Below are 18,731 nucleotides of genomic sequence, written 5' to 3' on the forward strand. Positions count from 1 at the left end.
GCCCCACAGTGCGCCGCCCAACGTGGGAGTGACCAACGTGGGAGCGACCCGTCACGACCAGCAGCATTGCGGCAGCCGCCGCCATGCCGCCGCAGAGAAGTGCCAGCTCCGCCGGATTCAACCAGTTGCCGGCGACGGCGGTCCCCCACACCAGAAGGGCCGGCGGCACCAGGCGCAGATCCGCCCGCCGTTGCCGTTCCCTTGGGCGCCGTCCCGCCGGGCGGCGGCGACCGGCATCCGGCTGCATCCCGTGATTCCGTAACAGCGATGTCCGGGGCCCTCGAACCCCGGCGCCGGCCTCCGGGCCACCGGCTTCCCCGTGTGCCGGCGAGCGGACGGCCGCGTCGGCATAGCGCTGCCAGAGGTTGCCTCCGCCGGACGCAGGACCCCGCCCGGTGCTCCCCTCCACGCCTGGCCGCACCGTATCAGCTTCATTCCGCGGCACGTCAGTTTCACTCCGGGCCATTTCAAACGCTCACTAACGGCAACAGGGCCTCGAGCAACTTCGGGCCTATGCCGTCCACCGCATCAAGCTCCTGCACGGTCTTGAACCGCCCGTGCTGCGCCCGCCAGACCACTATGCTCTGAACTGCCCTAGCCGTATCCTTGCTATATGAGGGTCGCCGGGTACGCCAGGATCAGCTTCGATGACGACGGTACGGCTGCCGGCGTCACCCGTCAGACTGAGGACATCGCTGCCCTGGTGAAGCGCAAGGGCTGGGCGCTGGCTGATATGTACGTCGATAACAACGTCAGCGCTTACAAGAACGTAGTCCGCCCGGAGTTTGAGCGTCTACTGGCAGACCTAGAAACCGGCGTGGTTGATGGTGTGGCCGTGTGGGACTGCGACCGTCTCGCCCGCAAGCCCAAAGACCTCGAACGGCTCATCGACCTCTACGATCAACGCCCACTTGCGTTCGCCACTTGCCAGGCCGACATCGACCTCTCCACGCCGGACGGAAGATTCCTAGCCAGGCTGATGGTGAGCTTCGCTTCCAAGTCCAGCTCTGATACCGCTCGCCGAGTCGCTCGCGCTCAGCTCCAACGTGCCCAGTCCGGCGGCCTCAGCGGGGGTGGGGCCAAGCCCTACGGCTACCAGTCCGACCACCGCAGTATTGACCCCGCCCAAGCGGCAGTACTCCGAGAGGCTGCGCAGCGGATCATGGACGGCGACACGCTCATAGGCATCTGCCGAGACTTCGATTCTCGGGGCATACCAACCCCTGGCAAGAGCTTGAAGTGGAACCGCACAGTACTGCGGTCAATGCTCCTGAGCCCTCGCAATGCCGGACTGCGAGCTTACAAGGGCGCTCTGCTCATGGGCGACGACGGCGAGCCGGTCAAAGCTTCGTGGGAGCCGGTGCTGGATATGGAGACTTGGGAGGCGGTCACGGCCGTCCTCACGGACACTAGCCGGCAGGCCAACGGTGGGCGGGTTGACCGCAAGTATCTGCTGAGTGGATTCCTGGCCTGCCCATGTAGTGCTCGTATGACGGGGGCATTTTCAAAGGGAGCGCCGGAGTATCGCTGTCCCACGGATAGGGGATGTGGACGGACGCGGCGGAAGGCCAACCCGATAGACGCTCATGTGGAAAAAGCGGTGCTGCAATATCTGGAACGGCAGGAGCTGACCGACCATTCCGAGGATGTGCTCGATATGGGTGTGGATAACTCAATCCAGGAAGCCGAGAAGTCCCTAAGCAATCTCATCGACGAGTGGACGGCCGGCCGGATATCCGACTCCGTATTCTTCACCGCCCAGGCTCGCAAGGAAGCTGTGCTGAACGAGCTCAAGGCTCAGCGCTCACAAGAAAAGCGCCGCCAGACTATGAAAGCTCCGGTCGGCGCTGGGGTGAGAGATGCGTGGGCTATGACTACGCTGCCTCAGAAGCGGGCGATTCTTCGAGAGGTGATTCAGGCGGTGAAAGTGTTTCCGAAACCTGTAACGGCGGCGAAGCGGTTTGACCCGAAGTACTACGAGATTTTGTGGAATTGAGGAGCCGAGCGATCCTGGCTCTACGGTCGGGCGGCAGCTCAGGAGCGTTCGCCAGCTGGTGCTCTATCCAGGCTTGGTCGAGTTCCATGGTTCATGCGGCTTCGGTCAGCTCGATGTCGTTCTCAACTTCGTTGCCCCAGACATCCCATCCCTCGGTGGCCTTACGGGCGAACAGCTCAACCCGGGAAACGTCGCCCATGAGACTCGTAATGCGGTCACGTGCCTCCTGCGGCTTCTCGGAGTGGCGCGTAACAGGAGCGAGGATTACCTGGTGCACGTTCCGCTGCTTAACGACCTCCGTCGCTCTAGTACCTTTCTTGATACCCAGCAGGCAAACTTCGGCGTTGGCCCTGGTGTAGGCCCCCATCCCCCAGAACAAGCTCGGCGTCTTCCTATTTTGCTTAACCCACAAGAATGCGGCTGTCTTGTACTCGAACCCCCATGCCTCCATCACCTTCTCAGCTTCAAAGATGTTTGGGAAAGTTGCCCACATAAATAGCACACACTGCTCATCGGCCAGTTCTGAAATAGCGAGGTCGCAAATGTCCCTGGTCCTCATCGTAGGATAGTGCTGCTTAGCCATCCCACGAGAGTTAGTTATGCCACCGGACTGCCGATATTCCCATGGCGGATCAGCGTAAATCACTGAGTACTTTTTCACTCTTTGCAGCTCCCTTATCCATTGATGATGGAACTAAGGATCGCCGTAAAGTGCTTTAGCTGTCAGTTCAGAAAAGAGCCCGGATTAAGGATTAAACTAGATTAGAAAACAGAGCTAATCCTGGTCAGATTCTGGTTCTAGTTTGCCGCCCAGATAGTCGTCGATCAGCTGGATGCAGTCGGGGGCTCCGACGCCGAACACGGCATACCAGCCGCGGGCGGCCATCTCCCCCAGGTACTTCATCTGTTCGCCGACATGCTCCGTGACCGGCGTGCCGTCACGCTTGTAGATCCGCTCACTCTCGCGCTTCACCTCTATGGCTAGGCCCGCGAAACTGCCGCGGACCTCGTAGATCACAATGTCAGGATGCCCGCGGCGGCCGTTGAGCATGATCTGCTTGCCTGCCTGGGCCTTGGTCAAGTTCGCACCCGAGCCAAAGTCGACGTGATAGAGCGCGTTCGGCCAATGCGATTGCAGATGGCTCGTTATCCGCCGCATGACGATTTCTTCGGATTCAACCGGCAATTTAGGCATGAATAAAATCTCTTATGATTCCAACTTAACACAACTTAAAAACCCCCATTACGCCGGGGGCAGGCGGTTCTAAACCCAACGAATTCGTGGGGTTTAGAACAATTTGGTGGGATGTTCCCCCGTGTACTTCGAGAGAATGTCCTGGTATTCATCGGCGGTCTCTTGGTCGCCAAGGGCGGTGTAGCGCTCGATGATATGGGCGAGGTCGCGCTTGATGACCCAGTGAGGGTCGCCGGGCGAGAGCGGGAGGTGCGGTTCTGGGAACTCAGCCATCGGTCTCGTCCTCAACGGGCTTGTCGCCGCGCTCCAGCAGGTAGGCCATGAAGGCTTCCCGATTGGCGATGTACTTCGCCTTTCGCGGAGAGATCCACACTTCGGTTTCGTTTTCAGCCATGATTCTCACCCCTTTCAGGCAAGGTAGGCGTAGGTCTTGTCGGCCGCAGCTTTCGCTCGACCGAACAGTACGTTGAGGGTTCGCTTCTCCTCGATGGAGGCTTCGCCCTCGTTGTAGCGGGTGTTCCAGTCCTGGAACTCCGTGACGGCGTTGAGAGCGCCGTACTTGGTGTACCGGAATCCGTCGTCGATGGTCGGCGAGCTTTCCAGCAACCCAATGAGGGAATATTGCTCTTTCGAGAACGGGGCAGTTTCCTTGGCCGTCTTCGGGAAGAGCTTGCGCACCATGTCCTCGAACTGGCGCTTCGTGAACTCCTGGTCGAGCAGGGTGTTCATGCCCTTCTCGAACTCGTCCGCGTATTGCCAGGAGAGGTTCAACGTCCGGCGAGCCTCATCAATCGAGGTCAGAGCCGAAGCGCTGTGCTTGACGCTCCACGACTGCATAGCCGACTTGAGCGACAGGTTGAGCGTGTTGCGGCAGACCACCCGGATAGGCGTGACGTGGACGCCGAACCGCAGCGAACCATCGTGGGAGTTTACGAACGACAGGTAGAGATCTACCGCGTCTTCTCCCCCGATCTTCACTTCTTTGGGGATGCGGGCCAGCAACGTGTTGACCTTGCCGCCGGCCATGCTGATGGCAGTCTCGAAGAGGATTGACCCCTCCTCTGCATCCAGCAGGCTGTAGGCGAAATCGACGAGCTGAGCCGGTTGGATCGGCTGGTACGTACCGCCCATGATGGACAGCAACGTGTTGTCACTCAGCCGGACAATGCCCTTCTTGTCGAGCGCCATGAGGCGTTGACCGTTGGGCAGCGGGACTTCGACCGGCAGTTCGCCGACCTCCCAATCCAGGCCGGCTGCTTCGAGCAGCTCCTGCTTGGACTTCGGATATTCGGGAAGAACAGTGCCAAGGCCATGCCAAGGCAACTCCCGGACGCTGAACATGTCTTCTACTTCGTGAGCCATGATGGCTCCTATCTGTTTTTGGGCGCACGGAAGCGCCGGGTTTTTCGTGGGGTTTGGATTACCATCCGCTGATGCGGGTCTGAGTCCACTGAGAGGGCAAGAAGCCGCCATGAGTTAGCCAAGCATCGAGCGCCAGAATCAGCTCTACGATGCGGGCATAGTTCTCTTCGGTATCTACGTCTGGAAACTCCAGCCCATCATCTCGGTGGGCCTGTGCGTAGAAAGTACGAGCGCGGAGTTCTGTCAGCGCCTCAGTCGGGTCCATTGCAGGCCCCGTTCGCATACCAGCCGTAAACGTTGGCGGCCTCGATGAAGAGCGTGAGAGCCAGCTGTTTAGCCTCCGCCTGAGCGTGGGGCTGCGAGCTCTTGTCGTGCAGCTCATTTGCCAGCTCGACTAGCTCGTCGGTGGCTTTATCTATATCCATGTGTATTAGCCTTTCAAGGGGCGGCATTGGGACAATTAGAACTATGAACCAATTCCACTTGCGTTAAAAGGGCAATAAAAAGCCCCGGCATTTCTGCCAGGGCTGCTACCTGCACTCACACTGAACTCCGTGAATAGAGTACTACTTTGAGAGCTTGTTTAGAAGATCAATTATTGGCTTGCTGAGAATATCGAACACCAGCTTGAAGGCCTTATAGACCGTGTTAGCTTTGATCTTCTCAGTAATTTTGCTGGCTTCGTTCATGTCCATGGGAATCTCCTTACTTATTGGGGACGTTAGGGTTGAGCGCGTCTTTGACGGTGTTGAGCAAAGTAACCGCGGCCAGCACGGCAGCGGCGAGAGCGGCGTTGTCCGAGTGGAAGTTTTGGAGCGCCATCACGATAGGGGTCACGACGGTGGCGGCTATACCGAGGCCTGCACGTCCCTGGGTGGTGCCGAAGAAGTCACGCAGTTGCTTCGCTAGATTTGCCCACTTGGGCTCACCAGGAGCCGCAGGGATTGCGGGAACACTGGGAGTGGTAGAACTAGGCGACTGAACCGGCAGAGTCGCTTGTGCGGCCCTGAGTGCTGCCTCAAGCGTTTCTATCTGTTTATTCAGGCCGGCAGTGGTGCTGTCGCTCTTTGCCGCTTCGGAGTGGAGAGCGTCGATGGTGCGGCCCTGGGCTTGGGCTTGAGCGGTCAGGTCGGTCACTTTGGTAACTAAGCCGCTTATCTGGCCTTGCCAGTCATCGCGAACTGCTACCTGCCCGACTTCCTGGGCATGCGAAGCAGCGTCGGCCTCCTGGTCATCTGACAGAATCTCCAGCGCTTGTAGCCAGGTGCGACCCACCGCGGCCTGGCGGAACTCGTCGCGGCTGGCATCCCTGCCCCGTATCTGCCGAAACAGCTTGTTCCAGCGCCAATATTCGTTGTCTGCATCTGTGATCACTTCATCACCTCCTTGATTATTTGGTATGTACCAGCCGAGCACTCCGTCATAGCTGTGCCGCTGCATGTGTGGCAGTGAGCCGGTCGGATAGTTCTGGTCGAACGAAACGAAGTAGGTCGCGTCGCCCTCACCCGATGCCATGCCGACATGGCCGGCCGCGCCGGTGACTTTGGTATTGGCCGCCCAGATGACGACCGCGGCTTTAGGCGGAACGCCGTCCGGAGTGTTGGCAACCTTCTTGTAGCCAGGGAGACTGGGATAGTCGTTCCACAGGTCGGCCGCTCCCCCGGTGGTCGGGGTAGGTACGAAGTCCTGGCCGACGACGTCACGGTTGTAGAAGTTGAACAAATCGACGCACTGGGCGCCATATACACCGTCGAAGTCAGCGGCTTTGCCTGTCCATGTTGCAACGAACTGGTCGTAAGTCATGGGCGGGGCCGGTTATTGAACGAGATACGCTCGTGCAGTTTCTGGAAGCCCTCACGGAAGGCTGAGTGCAGTTCGCCCATCTGATTCATGAGGGCGGAGTGGGCCGTGCTTTGCTGATCGACTTTGCGCTCTAGCTGTTCGAGGCGGCGGACTATTTCCTTGTTACTTCGGCCAAACACGGCGTTATCCTCTTATGTAATTTCAGTATGTAGCTTGCGCTAGGAATTACAAGAGCGTCTATTTGTGAATGCTGACTATTCCAGATACAGCTGCGGCGATGGATGCAAGGAGCGTGACCAAGGCGGCGACGGCAGCTGAGAGGCCAGCTATGGTTCGACGCTCCGCACCAGAGGTGGACTGAGCGGTTACGAGCGCGTCGAGTTGCTTGGACGACTCTATTGGGTCTACTTGGTCGTGAATCTTCTCGATAGACCGAAGACGAAGTTCATGGTCGGCCACCCTGTCGCCCAACAGCGTGCTGGAGGCTTTGACTTCGTTCACCAAGCTATCGACCTTTGTCTCGACACGAATAAGTGTGTCGTGGTCGGTCTGTTGCATTTTGTCTGAATCTGTTGGCATAGCGATCTAAATGGCTTCCACCAGAATGAAGGCTGGAGCAGTTGCGCTGGCAACAAAATGCCCCGTGCCCGCCGATACATGAAACCCAACATTGTATGTCTTGGCTCCGGCAGACGGAGTAACTACTGCCATACACGCGCCCAGGCCCGTGATAGATGTTGTCCCCCCATTGTTAAAGTCGTTCGCGCTTAGCTGCGTACCCGAACCCACGGTCCCATCCCAAATTGTCACAACTACATGAGCTGAGGCGTTTGAATATATAGTCCCAGAATAGGCCGTAATCTTAATTTTCCGTCCTCCGGCGGGTATGGTGACGGCGGCTGTGAGGCCCGTAACTTGTACGGCGCTGGTACTGGCCGTGGTGAAGTCGGCAGCCGTTATCTGCGCATAGCCGAGGGTAATGGCGTTCGTAGTTAGCATCGCCGCACTCACGCTGTTCGTATCCGTCGTCGTCACCACCGTTCCGTCTGCCTGGTTCGGCACCAGATGGCCCTTGGTGTTGCTGGAGCCACCATAGAGATAGTTCATTGCCAGAGCCGCCGGCGTGCGGAGGTCGGTGATGACCGCGTTGGTAATGCTGCCCAAGGCCGCGGTGAGCGATACGCGCGCGAGTGAGACGTAAGGGTTGCCGGCTCCGATGCTGGCCTGGATAGTGGCACCGGATGGGTCAACCGGACTGGCGGCCGCCGTACCGGGCACCACCTTGATCTTGAAGGCTCCCAGGTTGTTCGTCGTCCCCGTCGTGACGAGCGAGAGATCTATGTATGCCACCACGATGTCTTTACGTGGGTTGGTCGGGTCAGCCGTCGTGACCGTCGAGTTGATGACGGCGTTGGTGTAGCCAAAGTACGGAACGGCCGAGGCAGTGGCGAAGAGTGCTCCACCGTACGAGGAGGAATCCACATTCACATCAACACTCATGTTCGCGCCGGCGGCCCGCTGGGTCACGTTAAGCGCTCTTGTATAGCCGACCTGATATTGGTGCAGGAGGATCTTTAGGAATCCCTCAGCGTCTACTGCTCCACCACCGACAGCATTTGTTGCCACTAATTCTGATTCCTGCTTATGTCATGTTCTTTCTTGACTGTAGCAAAATCCAGCTTGCCTGTCTTTAGCTTTTTATGGAGACTGCTCCATGTGTTGTCATCGGCCGATATTTCCGACACGGCCGTTGCCCCGATTACTTGAAGCGTAGTCCCCTCAATCTGCTCAATCAGAGCAGGTCCGTTGTCAGTATCTACGATAATGCGTTTGTTCATATGCCTCCTAAGTTAGCGACAGCGTTTGCGCTGGATATACGACTGCTAAATGCATGTAGACGGTGTGCGATATGGCACTCGTGTTCTCGATGCGGAAGACGTAACTCTTGTTGCCCGCTCCCAGCTCATCACTTATCGCTAGGTCATATAGCTGGCTGACGTCCAGCATGTTGGGGTTGATGCTCGCGCCATACGGCCAGGCGTAGTTCGGATTGAGGTCGTTGTCGATGTAGAACGTCGACTTGACCTCGGCCAGGTACAGGCGTTTCACCCCGGCGTAGATGTTGAACACGACTCCCCCAACCATTCCGGCGGTGTACACAGTGGTAAGGCTGGCCTGGGAAGAAGTCACGATGTTCATGTTGTCCGCCCCCAGAAGCTGCTTGGCTTTCATTGCCTCAATATCTCGCCGCATGTCGGCAAGTTCTTTGATGATGCGCTTTTCTGGGGTGAGTTCGGCTTTATTGATCATGGCATTACCTGCTTAAATACAGTCGAACATCCTCATTGTCGTTTTCATCGATGGATAGGTCAATGCGCTCAATTCGATACATAGCGTTGATGTTGCTCGTCAGCCCATACCCGCCGATTTTCACCGTGACGTAGTCGCCAATGTGATAATCCGTCACGAAGGGAGCGACGTTGCCGTTGACAGAAATAGTCGGTATCTCGAAGGGTGTCGCCACCGCCGCCAGTTCTGCATTGCCTTGCTCGGTGAGGGTCGCCGTGTCTATGGTCGAGCTCTCGAGGAGCTTGTCTTCCAGCACCTTGTAGTTGATCTGCGAGTTGGTGTCATCCACCGTCACCCGGGCTGACCCGTCCGTGCCCGAGCCGGAGCCCAATACCCGAATGTGGTTCGCCGTCATCGTGCCGTCGAGCGGCAGCCTGAAGCTGCGGATGTTGCCGGGATACTCAAAGACCAGCTCCGGCCGCTGCGAGCCGATGGCCGCGTAGGTGTTGAAGACCTTGTTGTAGGTGAATTCGAAATCAAATGGAGCCACCTGTACCTTGGTCAGCTTCTGGATCGAGTCCTTGATTTCATCATCTAGATAGGTACGGTCGTGAACGCCGACTGTAGCTAGCGTTCCGATGGTCACCCCAAAGTCCCAGTTAGCTCCCTGGGCCTGGGATTCGGTGATGAGGGTCGCGGCGATGGTCGTTGCCTGGGTGGCCGCAAAAATGCGAGAGGCCGCGGTGTAGCGCTTCTTGAACAGGTTCAGGAATCCGGTGGCTTTCAGCTCGATGTACTGCTCATCCGGAGTCACGGTGATGTTGCGGTAGAGCAACTTGGCACCGCACAGGTAGGTCTTCCCCCGCCGGACCCTTACCTCCGTACTGTTAGGCACCAAGAGACTGGCCGGGTTTACATGGGCGAGCCGGCAGTAGTTCTCAAAGTCATTGAGATCCAATGTCCAGGACACATCGTCAGCTTCGTTTCGACTCAAGATGATTTGCCTGGACTTTGATCGGCCGCTCAGGTCGGCCAGCATGACGCCGCTAGTAGTCCAGAGCTCGAAGGCAAACTTCGACGGCTGCATCAGATACCCACATAGGCGACGTTGCCGGTCACCTCCATCGTCATGCCGTCACTGCTGGAGGAAGTGTTGAACTGTATGGGAGACACAACGCCGGCTTGTGCCGAGAACCAATCCGAGTCCACGTCCTTGTAGCTGAGCAGGCTTGTTGAGCCGTTGAGCACGATGGTCTTGTTCTTCATGTCGATGACGATCACGTCGGATGAAAGCGTGGTCGTGTAGTTGAGCTTCATGTTTTTACCCCGCAGAGGCGAGTAGATGTACGGGTTCGACCCGACGCCGCGCAGGGTGATGAGAAGCGGCGCATCGGCGTTGCCGTAGTTGTAGGCCGAAGCGTTCCCACCTGTGCCGGTGCCGAATTCAAACGTCGGGTCAAAGATGAGCGGGAAGCTCACCGTACCGCCGCTGGGCCTGGTCACGGCTCCGCTGGTAAACGCTGCGCCGTAGATGTTTGGGTCCGGGCAGACAATCGTGATGATGAACTTGCCCCAGGTGGGATACACAGAGTCAATCTGAAAGGTCTTGATCTGACCGCTGAAGGAATAGGCCACGCCGTCCAGGGTGGTGAAACTAAATGGCGTCATCGTCGGAAAGCCGGACGAGTCCTTGCGGATACGGCACATATAGGCGAGATTGCGGCGGGCTTGGTTGTAGTCAGCTGTTCCGGCGCCGTCCTGGGCTCTTACGGTACCTGTGAGAGTCACGAGGCGTGAACCGTAGAATGCGGCACCGATCGTGCCCCCATCCTCACCGGCGTTCTCATATGCGCTCACACGAAGCGGCGGCGCATCCAGTCCCGCATGACTCGTCAGAGTGAAGTGTGAGTCCGTGTAGAGCGAAAGGGTGTCGATGGAAAAATCAAGCACTGGCCAAACTCCACGCCAGCTTGGCATTAGCTTCTTCGAGATCCACTTGGTTGTAGATGTGGTTGGTGTTATTGATAGTCACACCGCCCGAGCCCCCACCCGCCATGGAGCGGCTCTCCGAATTGCTGTAGACGTCCGCTCCGCGCGGCAGATTCACGAGCTCCGGGCCACGTTCTCCGACGACAGCCAGGCCACCTGCGAAGTTGCGTACACCGGCGGCAAAGTGCGGCAGCTGCGGAATGTGGTCCTGTAATACCGGTATGCCTGAGAACGCGCCACGAAGGCCGCCGTTTATCAGGTCGATGATTCCGTTTCCGATACCGCGGCCGATGCCTCCCATGATCACGCCCCAGTTCAGGCTGGTGACGTAGTTGTAGGCGCGTCCAATGGCGTTGATGATGTCGTTGCCGGCGCCGGAGATCGCGCGGCCGATACCGGAAAACACGCCGCCCCAGTCGACGCGCGAGACGACACCGAGGACTGCGGAGATGGCCTCGAACATGTAGAAAGGCAGCTTGTAGGGTAGGAGGGCGAAGAAGCCGAGTAAGAATCCAAGGGTCGATAACCAGTTCTCTTTGAGCCAATTCAAGGCGTTGCTCGTAGCCGTTGTCACTGTGGTCCAGAGGCCGACAAAGAAGCCGCCGATGGCGTTCCAGTTTGAGATAACGACGTAGGCGATTGCCGCTATCACGGCTCCTGCAGCCGCGAACTCCGCCATGAGCAACATGGCTCCGCCGAAGGCGCCCACCAGGGCGACGCCTGTAAGAACAACCAGCCCGCCGAGGGCCCCTAGCACCGCATAAAGCGCCACTTTGTGGGTCTCAAAGAAGCCGAAGAACGCCTCAATGTATGGTGACACGGCGATCAGACCGTTGAGTAGGAGCGTGGCCCCCTTAGTCGCTACGTCAAACAGTGAGCCCTGACGGATGTCGCCGTCCGGCCCGATACCCACAGCCTGCCGGAGGACGCGCCCGAGCTGATCCTGGACGTTGGAGAGCGTACCGCCGAAGGTCTTGGACTGCTTATCCATCAGGTCGCCCCATTTGCCGGCCGGGCCGCCGAGCAGTTCCAGCGATGTCTTGAGGTCGGCGAAGCCCACCTGGCCGTTCTGCACCATGTCTCGGACTTTTTCGGTGGTGGTTCCAAAGTGCTGAGCCAGCAAGTCGATGATTGGCACACCAGCCGAAGTGAACTGCAGTAAGTCTTGGCTCATGAGGCGGCCGGCGCTCTTCACCTGGCCGAAGACGTTGATGAGGAATGGGAGCTTGTCAGTGCCGACGCCAGCCGCAATGTTGCCCATGGTCCTGAAAGTTGAAATGACATCGTCGCCAGCTACGCCGAAAGCCAGAAGCTTCTTAGCGCCTTCCACTACGTCCGGAAGCTGAAACGGTGTCGCCGCGGCGAAGTCGGAGACCTGCTTGAGAAGCGTCCTGGCCCTATCCGCTGAGCCGAGCATCGTCTCGAATGCCACGCGGTTCTGCTGGTAGGCCGATGCCTGGTCGAGAGCCGCCTTCGTACCAAGGCCCATCACTGTGAGCAGCCCGGCGGAGGCCGCTCCCGCAGCCTTGTAGTTATCGGCAAAGAACTGGCCAATCTTGCCGCTGGCGGTCACTTTCTCGTTCAATCCGCCAATTGCCTGCTCGGTCTGCTGGACGCCAGCCGTGTCCGCCGTGGTCTTGATCAGAATATCGATATTGCTGTTACTTAGGGTTGGCATCGCCTACTTTCCTGACCTGGGCTGTTTAGCCTTTAATACTTGGGCTTCTATATCTAGATACTGCAAATCGCGGACAATCCGGCTATAGGGAACTGTGGCGGCCTCCTGTGGAGAGATACGCATTTTCCGGCGCCACAGATACACCTGATAATCCAACGATGCCGTGAGGCCAATGGCTTCTCCTTCAAAGGAGGCCATGAGGAAAACGATTAAGCTTTTTTTTCCTCATCATCCAGTCCGGTCGAGGACTTCAGGTCTGCCTCGAGTTGCTTCTCCAGGTACTGGATGTCGGTGGGTGATAAGCGGGCAACGTTGTCGGTGGTGACCGGAACAGGCGTACCGTCCGGCTCGGTGTAGTTCCACTTCTCGATAAGGGTGGCCAGCAATACAACCGTCTTGCGGATGTTCCCGCCCTCGGTTTCATCGCTCACCATAAGGTCCTGGGCGGTGGCATCGACGCGAATGGTGAGTATGGCTTGATCTTCGGGCTTGTTGGATGCCGTAGAGGGCAGGACGTACTGCTTGGTGCGAGGTTGGAGGAAGCTTGGCATGGCTTAGGTGGCCGCAATCGCGTCAATGACTTTCACGTCCCAGGCCTGTGCATCGGAGCTGTCGTAGTCAGCGTTGTACTCAAGCTGGTAGTACTCCCACGTCCCTACTTTCAGGTCCGGACCGTCGCCGCCCTTCTTGAGCTTGAGGTTGTTGAACGTGATGCGCAGCTCGTAGGTGGTGCCGTTGGATGCTGCGGCGTAGCAGCGGATGACAAGGGCCGTCTTCTTGATACCGGTGAAGTTCTTTACCTCATCCGGGCCGTTGAATATCTTGCTGATCTTCAGGGAAATATCGCCACGAGTACGAAGCAGGGCTACAGGGTCGAGACCGCCGGAGCGCAATTCCCCCTTGGAGTCCTTGAAGTTGTGCATGACTTCCCAGGTCGAGCCTTGCTCTACTGGTGTGTGAGTGGCAGACAGTGCAGCGGCGGCAGTGGCGCCGAAGCAGAACTGGGTGCGTCCCCATGTGAATGGAGTGGCGTAGAGCGCCGGTAGCGACTGCGTAGCCGGCCGGAGCACCAGCATGTCGCCGGCAGCGAAAGCGGCAGCCGTGGAGTTCAGGACGACTGTGGTGGCGGTGACGCTGGAGACGGTGAACGAGGTGAGCGAGCCGTCCGAGGCCTTCCAGATGTTGACCAGGTCGCCAGTGACAAGGCCGTTGGTAGGCGTGGGGTCGTAGTCTGTCTTGAGCGTCAGAGTAGTAGTTGAGATGCTGGCGATTTCACGTCCTTGGAATGAGCCGAGAGCGCTGATGGAAACTTTGTGCTGCATCTCGTTCTTGGCGAAGACCGGGGAGATCTTGGAAGCCTGGACGCCCCAGAAGCGTGTCACCGTCACACCATTGGAGATATCGAGCGTGTATGAGTTCGGATCGGTGAAGCCCAGGGTAAAGGGCCATGTGTATGGGTTGGCGCCGGTCACCGTGCCGCGGGTGAGCAACATGTCGAACAGCTGAGCCGTGGTGTTGGGCTCAGCCATGACGGTCAGGTCGCCACCGTGATCGCGCTGGCCCTGGATGGACTGTAGGCGGGCGAACTTCAGGCCGACGATGGCAGTGTCGTCATCCAGGTTGAGGTTGCTCGATAAGTTCTCGTCGTACAGCGGTACGAACGTATCGGGAGTCACCGGCGTGATAGCAGCCGTTTGTTTCTTAAAAGCTGCGTATCCTTGATCGCTAAGAGCCACTGGTGATGTCCTTGGTTACTTCTATAAGGCTGGGATTCTCAATGCGAACGGATGAGGTGATGAATTCACCCGGCTGGAGGACTCCAAATCCTACAAGTATCAAAACCTCCTTCGATTGATTTTCATACTTGTAAAACGTCTTCATATCTTCAGTATTTAGCGCTTTATGAATAAGGTCAAGAGCGGTTAGGAATGCCGACTAAATAACTCACGGTAATTGTCAGGTGGCCCTCAGCGGTAATTACGTCATTGGGTCGGGGAAGTGAGCCCAGCTCAAATTGCATATCAGCGTCGAGGGCAGCACCTTCCAGGCTCAGCTTGGTGCGGAGCGCCCCCTTGATGCTCTCCGGCAGGTAGTAACCCGTAGCGGGGTCACGTCCTTCGACGTACTCGCGGATGCGCTTCTGCGTCAGGTCCTGGTCTTCGGCGGCGCCCCAGTCCTCTTTCTCATTGAGGATGACCTTGATGACGATGGTCTCGGCTTCGACGCGGTCGGTGCCGGTGGGGCCGCTGGTGTTGCGGTTGCCTTGGAACTGTACGGCGATGGCCGGGAGGTTGGACTCAGCAATGAGGATAGGGTCGCCGTCGTAGAACGCCTTGAATGGACCGTTGGCGTACAGGTCTTTCAGGAACCGAGCAATGCGCTGGGTGGCTGATTCATACATCAGAGGGCCGCCAGTTTGCGATTCACGGCCTGGCGGACGATCTCGGCAATAGCCCGCTGACGGGCCGCGTCTAGCTCCATCATGGCCCGCCGGGGAAGCTTAGTGCGGGGCAGATCAGACTGGTGGTACTTGAAGTAGTCGGCGGTGTTTGTCACCCGGGCGGAGCTGTCGGTGAACGATGACCGGAACGAGCGTTGCATCAGGCCAGACCGGACCAGCATCGGCCGGCCGGGGAACTCGCGAGCCTTTTGCGCCTCAGTCTTTGGGCTCAGTCGCGGCCAAGGCATGCCAATGGCGCCACCATGGGAGGCAAACACTTCGCCGGAGAAGAAGCCCGTCAGGTACGTGCCAGTCTCGCGCATAGCGTCGGGCAAGCGGTCCAGGCTCTCCCCCATGGCGGCCAACCGCCGGACGGTCTCTCTATCGCCGGTGATCTCGATCTGGAGATTGAGGCCCATCTAGAAGCGGCTCCCGAAATCGCTCATGCGGAAAATCCGCTCATCGTCACCGCCTTCGATGTCTGTAGCCGTGGTCTCGTCGTATAGGTTGCTGGATGCGGAGGCGCTGGATTCAGCCAGGGCCGCCCCGGTCACGTCCACCACGCTGATGGCGCCCGTCTGCAGCAGCACAAGCTGCGCCCTGGCATCTTTCACGCGGGCCATGCCGTCCTTGGTCGAGCCGTCATTGAGGGTGCCGTACTGGTCGATGAGCAATAGGCCGGCGGCCAGCTCTACCGTCAGGTGATAAATCAGCTCCGGGACCGGCTTGGTGAACGGCACGGTGTACTTCGACACCAAGGCAGCGTTGATCTCGGATTCGGCGGCCCGGCGCTGCAGGTCGATGATGCTGTCGCTGAGGTTGATATTGCGGGCGAATCCGGCGGCGTTGCGGATCTCGGACAGCGCAGCGTAGTGGGCGTAGTCAGCACCCCGTACAGCCGTGGCAGCGGCTATGTCGGTGGCATCGGCGGCAGCGGATGAGCTGTAGTAGGTGACCTTGTACCAATAGTCAGAGCTTCCCGTAGAGTCGGTTCGGTACGTCGATGGCTGGTCTGGGTCGATGTCGGCGGGCGAGAGTATGGCCGCAAACGCGTTGTCGGCCGGTACAGTGCCGTCCACGTTGGCAGCACGATAGAAATGCACCTGGTCGCCCAAAACGGCTGTAACCGGCTCAAATCGATTGTGGGCGAATGCCAGTCCGGCTGTCAGCGTGACACCGGTGGCGCCAGTCAGTGATTGGATGACGCCCTTCTCGCAGCCCTCCTGGGCCAATGCGCCCAGATACAGGAAGTCCCCCACCACCAAGCCCTGGTTGGACTTGAGGGTGAGGGACGAAAGCCCTGCCGCTACGTCTGCATCAAGAACAGCCCGCTCTTTTATGTTCGCCGGTGCAAATGAATCAGCTTGTAGGGTTGTTGCCATTGCTCACATAATGCGGCAATGGCCGTTTGGCGACAAGTGGATTTATGAGGAAAGCAGATTCTCGACCAAGTCCTTGGCCCCCTGTGAACTCTTGTGAAGATCCGTTTCCAATGCCCTACTTACCCAAGCCGAGCCATGAAGGGTGTTGCTACGATCGAATCCCTCCATCTCGCCAACCGGCACGATGTGAACTCCCTGCTCCCCCAGCGCCTTGAGCAATCGTTCGGCGGCCACGTAGGGCTCGCCCGGTGGAATGGCTACAATTCCCATAGCCTTCACGTTCGGCCACAATTTTCCTTGCTGGACGGGCTCTACGAACGTGCGGAAGTCTTCCGCTATCTCCGACGTCCACTCACCGCCAAGAGACTCGACGATGCCCCGAATCGTCGCGCTATTGTTCAGTACATCGAAGTCCACGAAGGTGTGAGTCTCAACCCCTAGCTGCCTCAAAGCGTTAGCCAAAGCGGAGACACGCTGCTTGCCTCCGCTGGGAACGAGCAACACATCGTCGGCCTGGGAGCGCCGGCCAGTGTCGATGGCGAGCTGGTCGAGCACCGCACCATAGAAGCGGCAATCTGCGTCAGATTCGCAGATTGCCACCCTGCGGTGGAACAGACCCTGCAAGACGTTGGAGTATCGCAGGACCGGATCGGCCCAGGTCGCCGCGATCTCGCTGGGCGGCAGTTCGTGGAACCTGTTGGTGTTTGCGTTCCGGACGATTCTTACTATCCGAACGTCAGACTGGGCGCCTCCGTCGAGGAGCCCGAGCACAAAATCCCTGTTGTGGGTCGACACGATTACTTGTATATTGCGCTTCTTCGCCTGGACGCCTAACCAACGCCCCAGCGCCCTTGCTTGACCCGGATGGAGGAAAGCTTCCGGCTCGTCGATAAGGAGCATCTGTGAGTGCCCAGTAACAACGGCTAGGGCGAGACCCAAAAAGCTCTTGACGCCATCTCCCTGGTCTTCCAAGGAGGGCAGTGCGGCGACGGCATCCGCGTACTCGGTCGTGGGATTGCTGAACAGTGGAATTGGTACATCGACTTTGCCCATGCGCAGTCGGACATCCATGTTGGCCCGATCCAGCGTTAGGCGCTCGCCGAACACCTCATAAGCCAGATCAGATAGCGCTTGCTCAAGTTCGCCGTCTCGAAAGACAAGATGAAGAGGGCTACTGGCGGGAGACCCAGATCCGACGTGCCCCAAACTGGCGCTCGCGAACGACGAAAGAGAGCCGGCGCTCCAGTGCCTAAGGAAGAACTCCCAAGATCCCCCAAGGGAATTGGGATGAATACCGAAGATAGCCGTAAACGCATCAGGGGCTATCTGTGTGCCGCCGCCCATTGGAGAGTACGCCAAAGTTCCCGGTTGGTGGCCAGGCATGCAAACCGCAGTTTCGGCAAGAAAAGCGTTGCTCTCTTCCAGACGGAGCTGACTAGCCTTTTCCAACTGCAGCTGGCGCAGTACGACGACGTGACCATCATGGGAGTGCATGCGGACGGCTATGTCACGCAAGGTCTGAGACTTGCCTGCGTTGTTGCCCCCGACGAGGCAGGTCACGCCTGATTCGGAAATTTCTACCGAATCACCGGCATTGGACTCAAGTGTCTTTATCCTCACGCGAATTGTCATGAGTCCACCCTAGAACGTGCCGCCGACACTTTCGGGCAGCACACCAGGAGACTAGAGTACCGTCACATCGTCGCCGCCCAGGCGCGTGATCGCTGACTCCTCGAAAGCACCTAGAGTCACCGGCGCCGATGTAAGAGACGTGATTATGGTGCGATCTTCAATTGGCAGGATCGTGACATCGGATTCGGGGTGGAATCCACCCGTGGAGGTTAGTGCCGCCAGTCCAAAGGCCAATGAACTGCTGATCCCTGCCGGGGTGAGGCTCACACTCCCTGGCAACAGGCCGAGCGAACCAATCGATGGGGCAGACGGCACACTGGCAGGCGTAACGGTCACGGCACCGGGTGTCAGCGTTGGCGCACCGATGGTCGCAGTCGAAGCCAAGCCAGTGGGCGAGATGACATTGCTTCCGGCGACCGCCACAGCAGGCGAGCCAATAGACGCTGACGAGCCCAGACCGGCTGCGGATGTCGTGGTGGCACTTGAAAGAGTTGGAGAACCAATCGATTCGTTGGAACTCACGCCAGTGGGCGACACACTAACAGCGCCTGGCACGAGCGTTGGACTCCCGACCGCTGACCCGGACGCCACGCCGGCGGCCGAGATAGACACGCCCCCAGGACTCAACGTCGTCGCACCAATTATCGAAGTGGCACCGAGCCCAGATGGCGGGATTGTGACTGCCCCAGGTGACAGGGTCGGGCTGCCGAGTGCGGCAGTGGAACTAAGTCCGGTCGGAGCTACGGAACTGGTGGCAAGTAAAAGCGGCGAACCGATCGTCGTTCCGCTTGTGACTCCGCTCGGCGAGATGGAGACGGCTCCCGGAGACAGAGTAGGTACGCCCAGCGTTGAAGTCGAGGCGAGAGCGGTCGGAGAGGCATCGACGTTGCCAGGTGAAAGGGTAGGGCCGCCGAGGGGGACGGTGGAAGTGATACCCGTCGGTGACAGCGTTTGATTACCTGCTC

At 58.5% G+C, this 18,731-nt stretch carries 23 protein-coding genes and 1 pseudogene; 2 read left to right on the forward strand and 22 right to left on the reverse strand.

The features are described from left to right. Positions 1-467: 467 nt before the first annotated feature. Positions 468-587, reverse strand: a pseudogene (locus BLR03_RS08585) (ComEA family DNA-binding protein); the annotation flags it as partial. Between the two features lie 26 nt (positions 588-613). Here BLR03_RS08585 and BLR03_RS08590 point away from each other — a divergent pair. After that, positions 614-1,996 carry a recombinase family protein gene (locus BLR03_RS08590; protein ID WP_091251706.1) on the forward strand — a complete coding sequence of 461 codons (1,383 nt, stop codon included), beginning with the start codon at positions 614-616 and terminating at the stop codon, positions 1,994-1,996. A gap of 91 nt (positions 1,997-2,087) precedes the next feature. Here the strand turns inward: BLR03_RS08590 and BLR03_RS08595 are convergent, their stop codons facing one another. The 21 genes from BLR03_RS08595 to BLR03_RS08685 form a co-directional block, all read right to left on the reverse strand. Continuing rightward, a complete protein-coding gene (locus tag BLR03_RS08595; protein ID WP_091251708.1) occupies positions 2,088-2,657 on the reverse strand; it encodes an MT-A70 family methyltransferase in 570 nt (189 codons plus the stop codon). A 114-nt stretch (positions 2,658-2,771) separates the two neighbouring features. Further along, on the reverse strand, positions 2,772-3,191 hold the full coding sequence (locus BLR03_RS08600) for a hypothetical protein (protein WP_139184492.1): 420 nt from the start codon (positions 3,189-3,191) through the stop codon (positions 2,772-2,774). 93 nt (positions 3,192-3,284) lie between these two features. Further along, on the reverse strand, positions 3,285-3,464 hold the full coding sequence (locus tag BLR03_RS08605; RefSeq protein ID WP_091251711.1) for a hypothetical protein: 180 nt from the start codon (positions 3,462-3,464) through the stop codon (positions 3,285-3,287). Further along, positions 3,457-3,585 carry a hypothetical protein gene (locus BLR03_RS25185; RefSeq protein ID WP_302846580.1) on the reverse strand — a complete coding sequence of 43 codons (129 nt, stop codon included), beginning with the start codon at positions 3,583-3,585 and terminating at the stop codon, positions 3,457-3,459. The genes BLR03_RS08605 and BLR03_RS25185 overlap by 8 nt, the downstream gene beginning before the upstream one ends. A gap of 14 nt (positions 3,586-3,599) precedes the next feature. After that, entirely contained in the window at positions 3,600-4,553 is a 954-nt protein-coding gene (locus tag BLR03_RS08610) for a DUF932 domain-containing protein (RefSeq protein WP_175460462.1), read from the reverse strand. Positions 4,554-4,804: 251 nt separating this feature from the next. Next, entirely contained in the window at positions 4,805-4,978 is a 174-nt protein-coding gene (locus BLR03_RS24365) for a hypothetical protein (RefSeq protein ID WP_175460463.1), read from the reverse strand. Between the two features lie 141 nt (positions 4,979-5,119). Beyond that, the gene (locus BLR03_RS25190) at positions 5,120-5,248 is read right to left on the reverse strand and encodes a hypothetical protein (protein ID WP_302846581.1); all 129 of its coding nucleotides are present in this window, start codon (positions 5,246-5,248) and stop codon (positions 5,120-5,122) included. Positions 5,249-5,258: 10 nt separating this feature from the next. Further along, on the reverse strand, positions 5,259-6,356 hold the full coding sequence (locus tag BLR03_RS08615; RefSeq protein ID WP_091251715.1) for a CHAP domain-containing protein: 1,098 nt from the start codon (positions 6,354-6,356) through the stop codon (positions 5,259-5,261). 237 nt (positions 6,357-6,593) lie between these two features. Continuing rightward, positions 6,594-6,914 carry a hypothetical protein gene (locus tag BLR03_RS08625; protein ID WP_139184493.1) on the reverse strand — a complete coding sequence of 107 codons (321 nt, stop codon included), beginning with the start codon at positions 6,912-6,914 and terminating at the stop codon, positions 6,594-6,596. A gap of 27 nt (positions 6,915-6,941) precedes the next feature. Further along, the gene (locus BLR03_RS08630; RefSeq protein WP_091251719.1) at positions 6,942-7,982 is read right to left on the reverse strand and encodes a hypothetical protein; all 1,041 of its coding nucleotides are present in this window, start codon (positions 7,980-7,982) and stop codon (positions 6,942-6,944) included. Then, a complete protein-coding gene (locus BLR03_RS08635) occupies positions 7,982-8,194 on the reverse strand; it encodes a hypothetical protein (protein WP_091251720.1) in 213 nt (70 codons plus the stop codon). Before BLR03_RS08635 ends, BLR03_RS08630 begins: the two co-directional genes overlap by 1 nt. A gap of 7 nt (positions 8,195-8,201) precedes the next feature. Further along, entirely contained in the window at positions 8,202-8,666 is a 465-nt protein-coding gene (locus BLR03_RS08640) for a hypothetical protein (RefSeq protein ID WP_091251721.1), read from the reverse strand. A 4-nt stretch (positions 8,667-8,670) separates the two neighbouring features. Then, positions 8,671-9,684 carry a phage tail protein gene (locus tag BLR03_RS08645; protein WP_139184494.1) on the reverse strand — a complete coding sequence of 338 codons (1,014 nt, stop codon included), beginning with the start codon at positions 9,682-9,684 and terminating at the stop codon, positions 8,671-8,673. A 47-nt stretch (positions 9,685-9,731) separates the two neighbouring features. Continuing rightward, on the reverse strand, positions 9,732-10,595 hold the full coding sequence (locus BLR03_RS08650) for a phage distal tail protein (protein WP_175460464.1): 864 nt from the start codon (positions 10,593-10,595) through the stop codon (positions 9,732-9,734). Continuing rightward, positions 10,588-12,312 carry a tape measure protein gene (locus tag BLR03_RS08655; RefSeq protein ID WP_091251725.1) on the reverse strand — a complete coding sequence of 575 codons (1,725 nt, stop codon included), beginning with the start codon at positions 12,310-12,312 and terminating at the stop codon, positions 10,588-10,590. Before BLR03_RS08655 ends, BLR03_RS08650 begins: the two co-directional genes overlap by 8 nt. 209 nt (positions 12,313-12,521) lie before the next feature. Then, complete coding sequence (locus tag BLR03_RS08660) at positions 12,522-12,863, reverse strand: hypothetical protein (protein WP_091251727.1); 342 nt, start codon at positions 12,861-12,863, stop codon at positions 12,522-12,524. A gap of 3 nt (positions 12,864-12,866) precedes the next feature. After that, positions 12,867-13,988 (reverse strand): hypothetical protein, encoded by a 1,122-nt coding sequence (locus BLR03_RS08665; RefSeq protein ID WP_091251729.1) that lies wholly within the window; start codon positions 13,986-13,988, stop codon positions 12,867-12,869. Positions 13,989-14,224: 236 nt separating this feature from the next. Further along, on the reverse strand, positions 14,225-14,713 hold the full coding sequence (locus tag BLR03_RS08670; protein ID WP_091251730.1) for a hypothetical protein: 489 nt from the start codon (positions 14,711-14,713) through the stop codon (positions 14,225-14,227). Beyond that, positions 14,713-15,171, reverse strand: coding sequence for a phage virion morphogenesis family protein (locus BLR03_RS08675; RefSeq protein ID WP_091251732.1), 459 nt, complete (start codon positions 15,169-15,171; stop codon positions 14,713-14,715). Before BLR03_RS08675 ends, BLR03_RS08670 begins: the two co-directional genes overlap by 1 nt. Then, complete coding sequence (locus BLR03_RS08680; protein ID WP_091251734.1) at positions 15,172-16,134, reverse strand: phage protein Gp36 family protein; 963 nt, start codon at positions 16,132-16,134, stop codon at positions 15,172-15,174. A 42-nt stretch (positions 16,135-16,176) separates the two neighbouring features. Continuing rightward, positions 16,177-17,766 carry an ATP-dependent nuclease gene (locus tag BLR03_RS08685; RefSeq protein WP_091251736.1) on the reverse strand — a complete coding sequence of 530 codons (1,590 nt, stop codon included), beginning with the start codon at positions 17,764-17,766 and terminating at the stop codon, positions 16,177-16,179. 85 nt (positions 17,767-17,851) lie between these two features. On the opposite strand from BLR03_RS08685, the gene BLR03_RS23920 reads away from it, so the two are divergent. Continuing rightward, positions 17,852-18,721: a hypothetical protein gene (locus BLR03_RS23920; protein ID WP_175460465.1), complete on the forward strand. Its 870-nt coding sequence runs from the start codon at positions 17,852-17,854 to the stop codon at positions 18,719-18,721. Positions 18,722-18,731: the final 10 nt, after the last annotated feature.

It is taken from the genome of Arthrobacter sp. ok909, from assembly GCF_900104405.1.
Classification (GTDB): domain Bacteria; phylum Actinomycetota; class Actinomycetes; order Actinomycetales; family Micrococcaceae; genus Arthrobacter; species Arthrobacter humicola.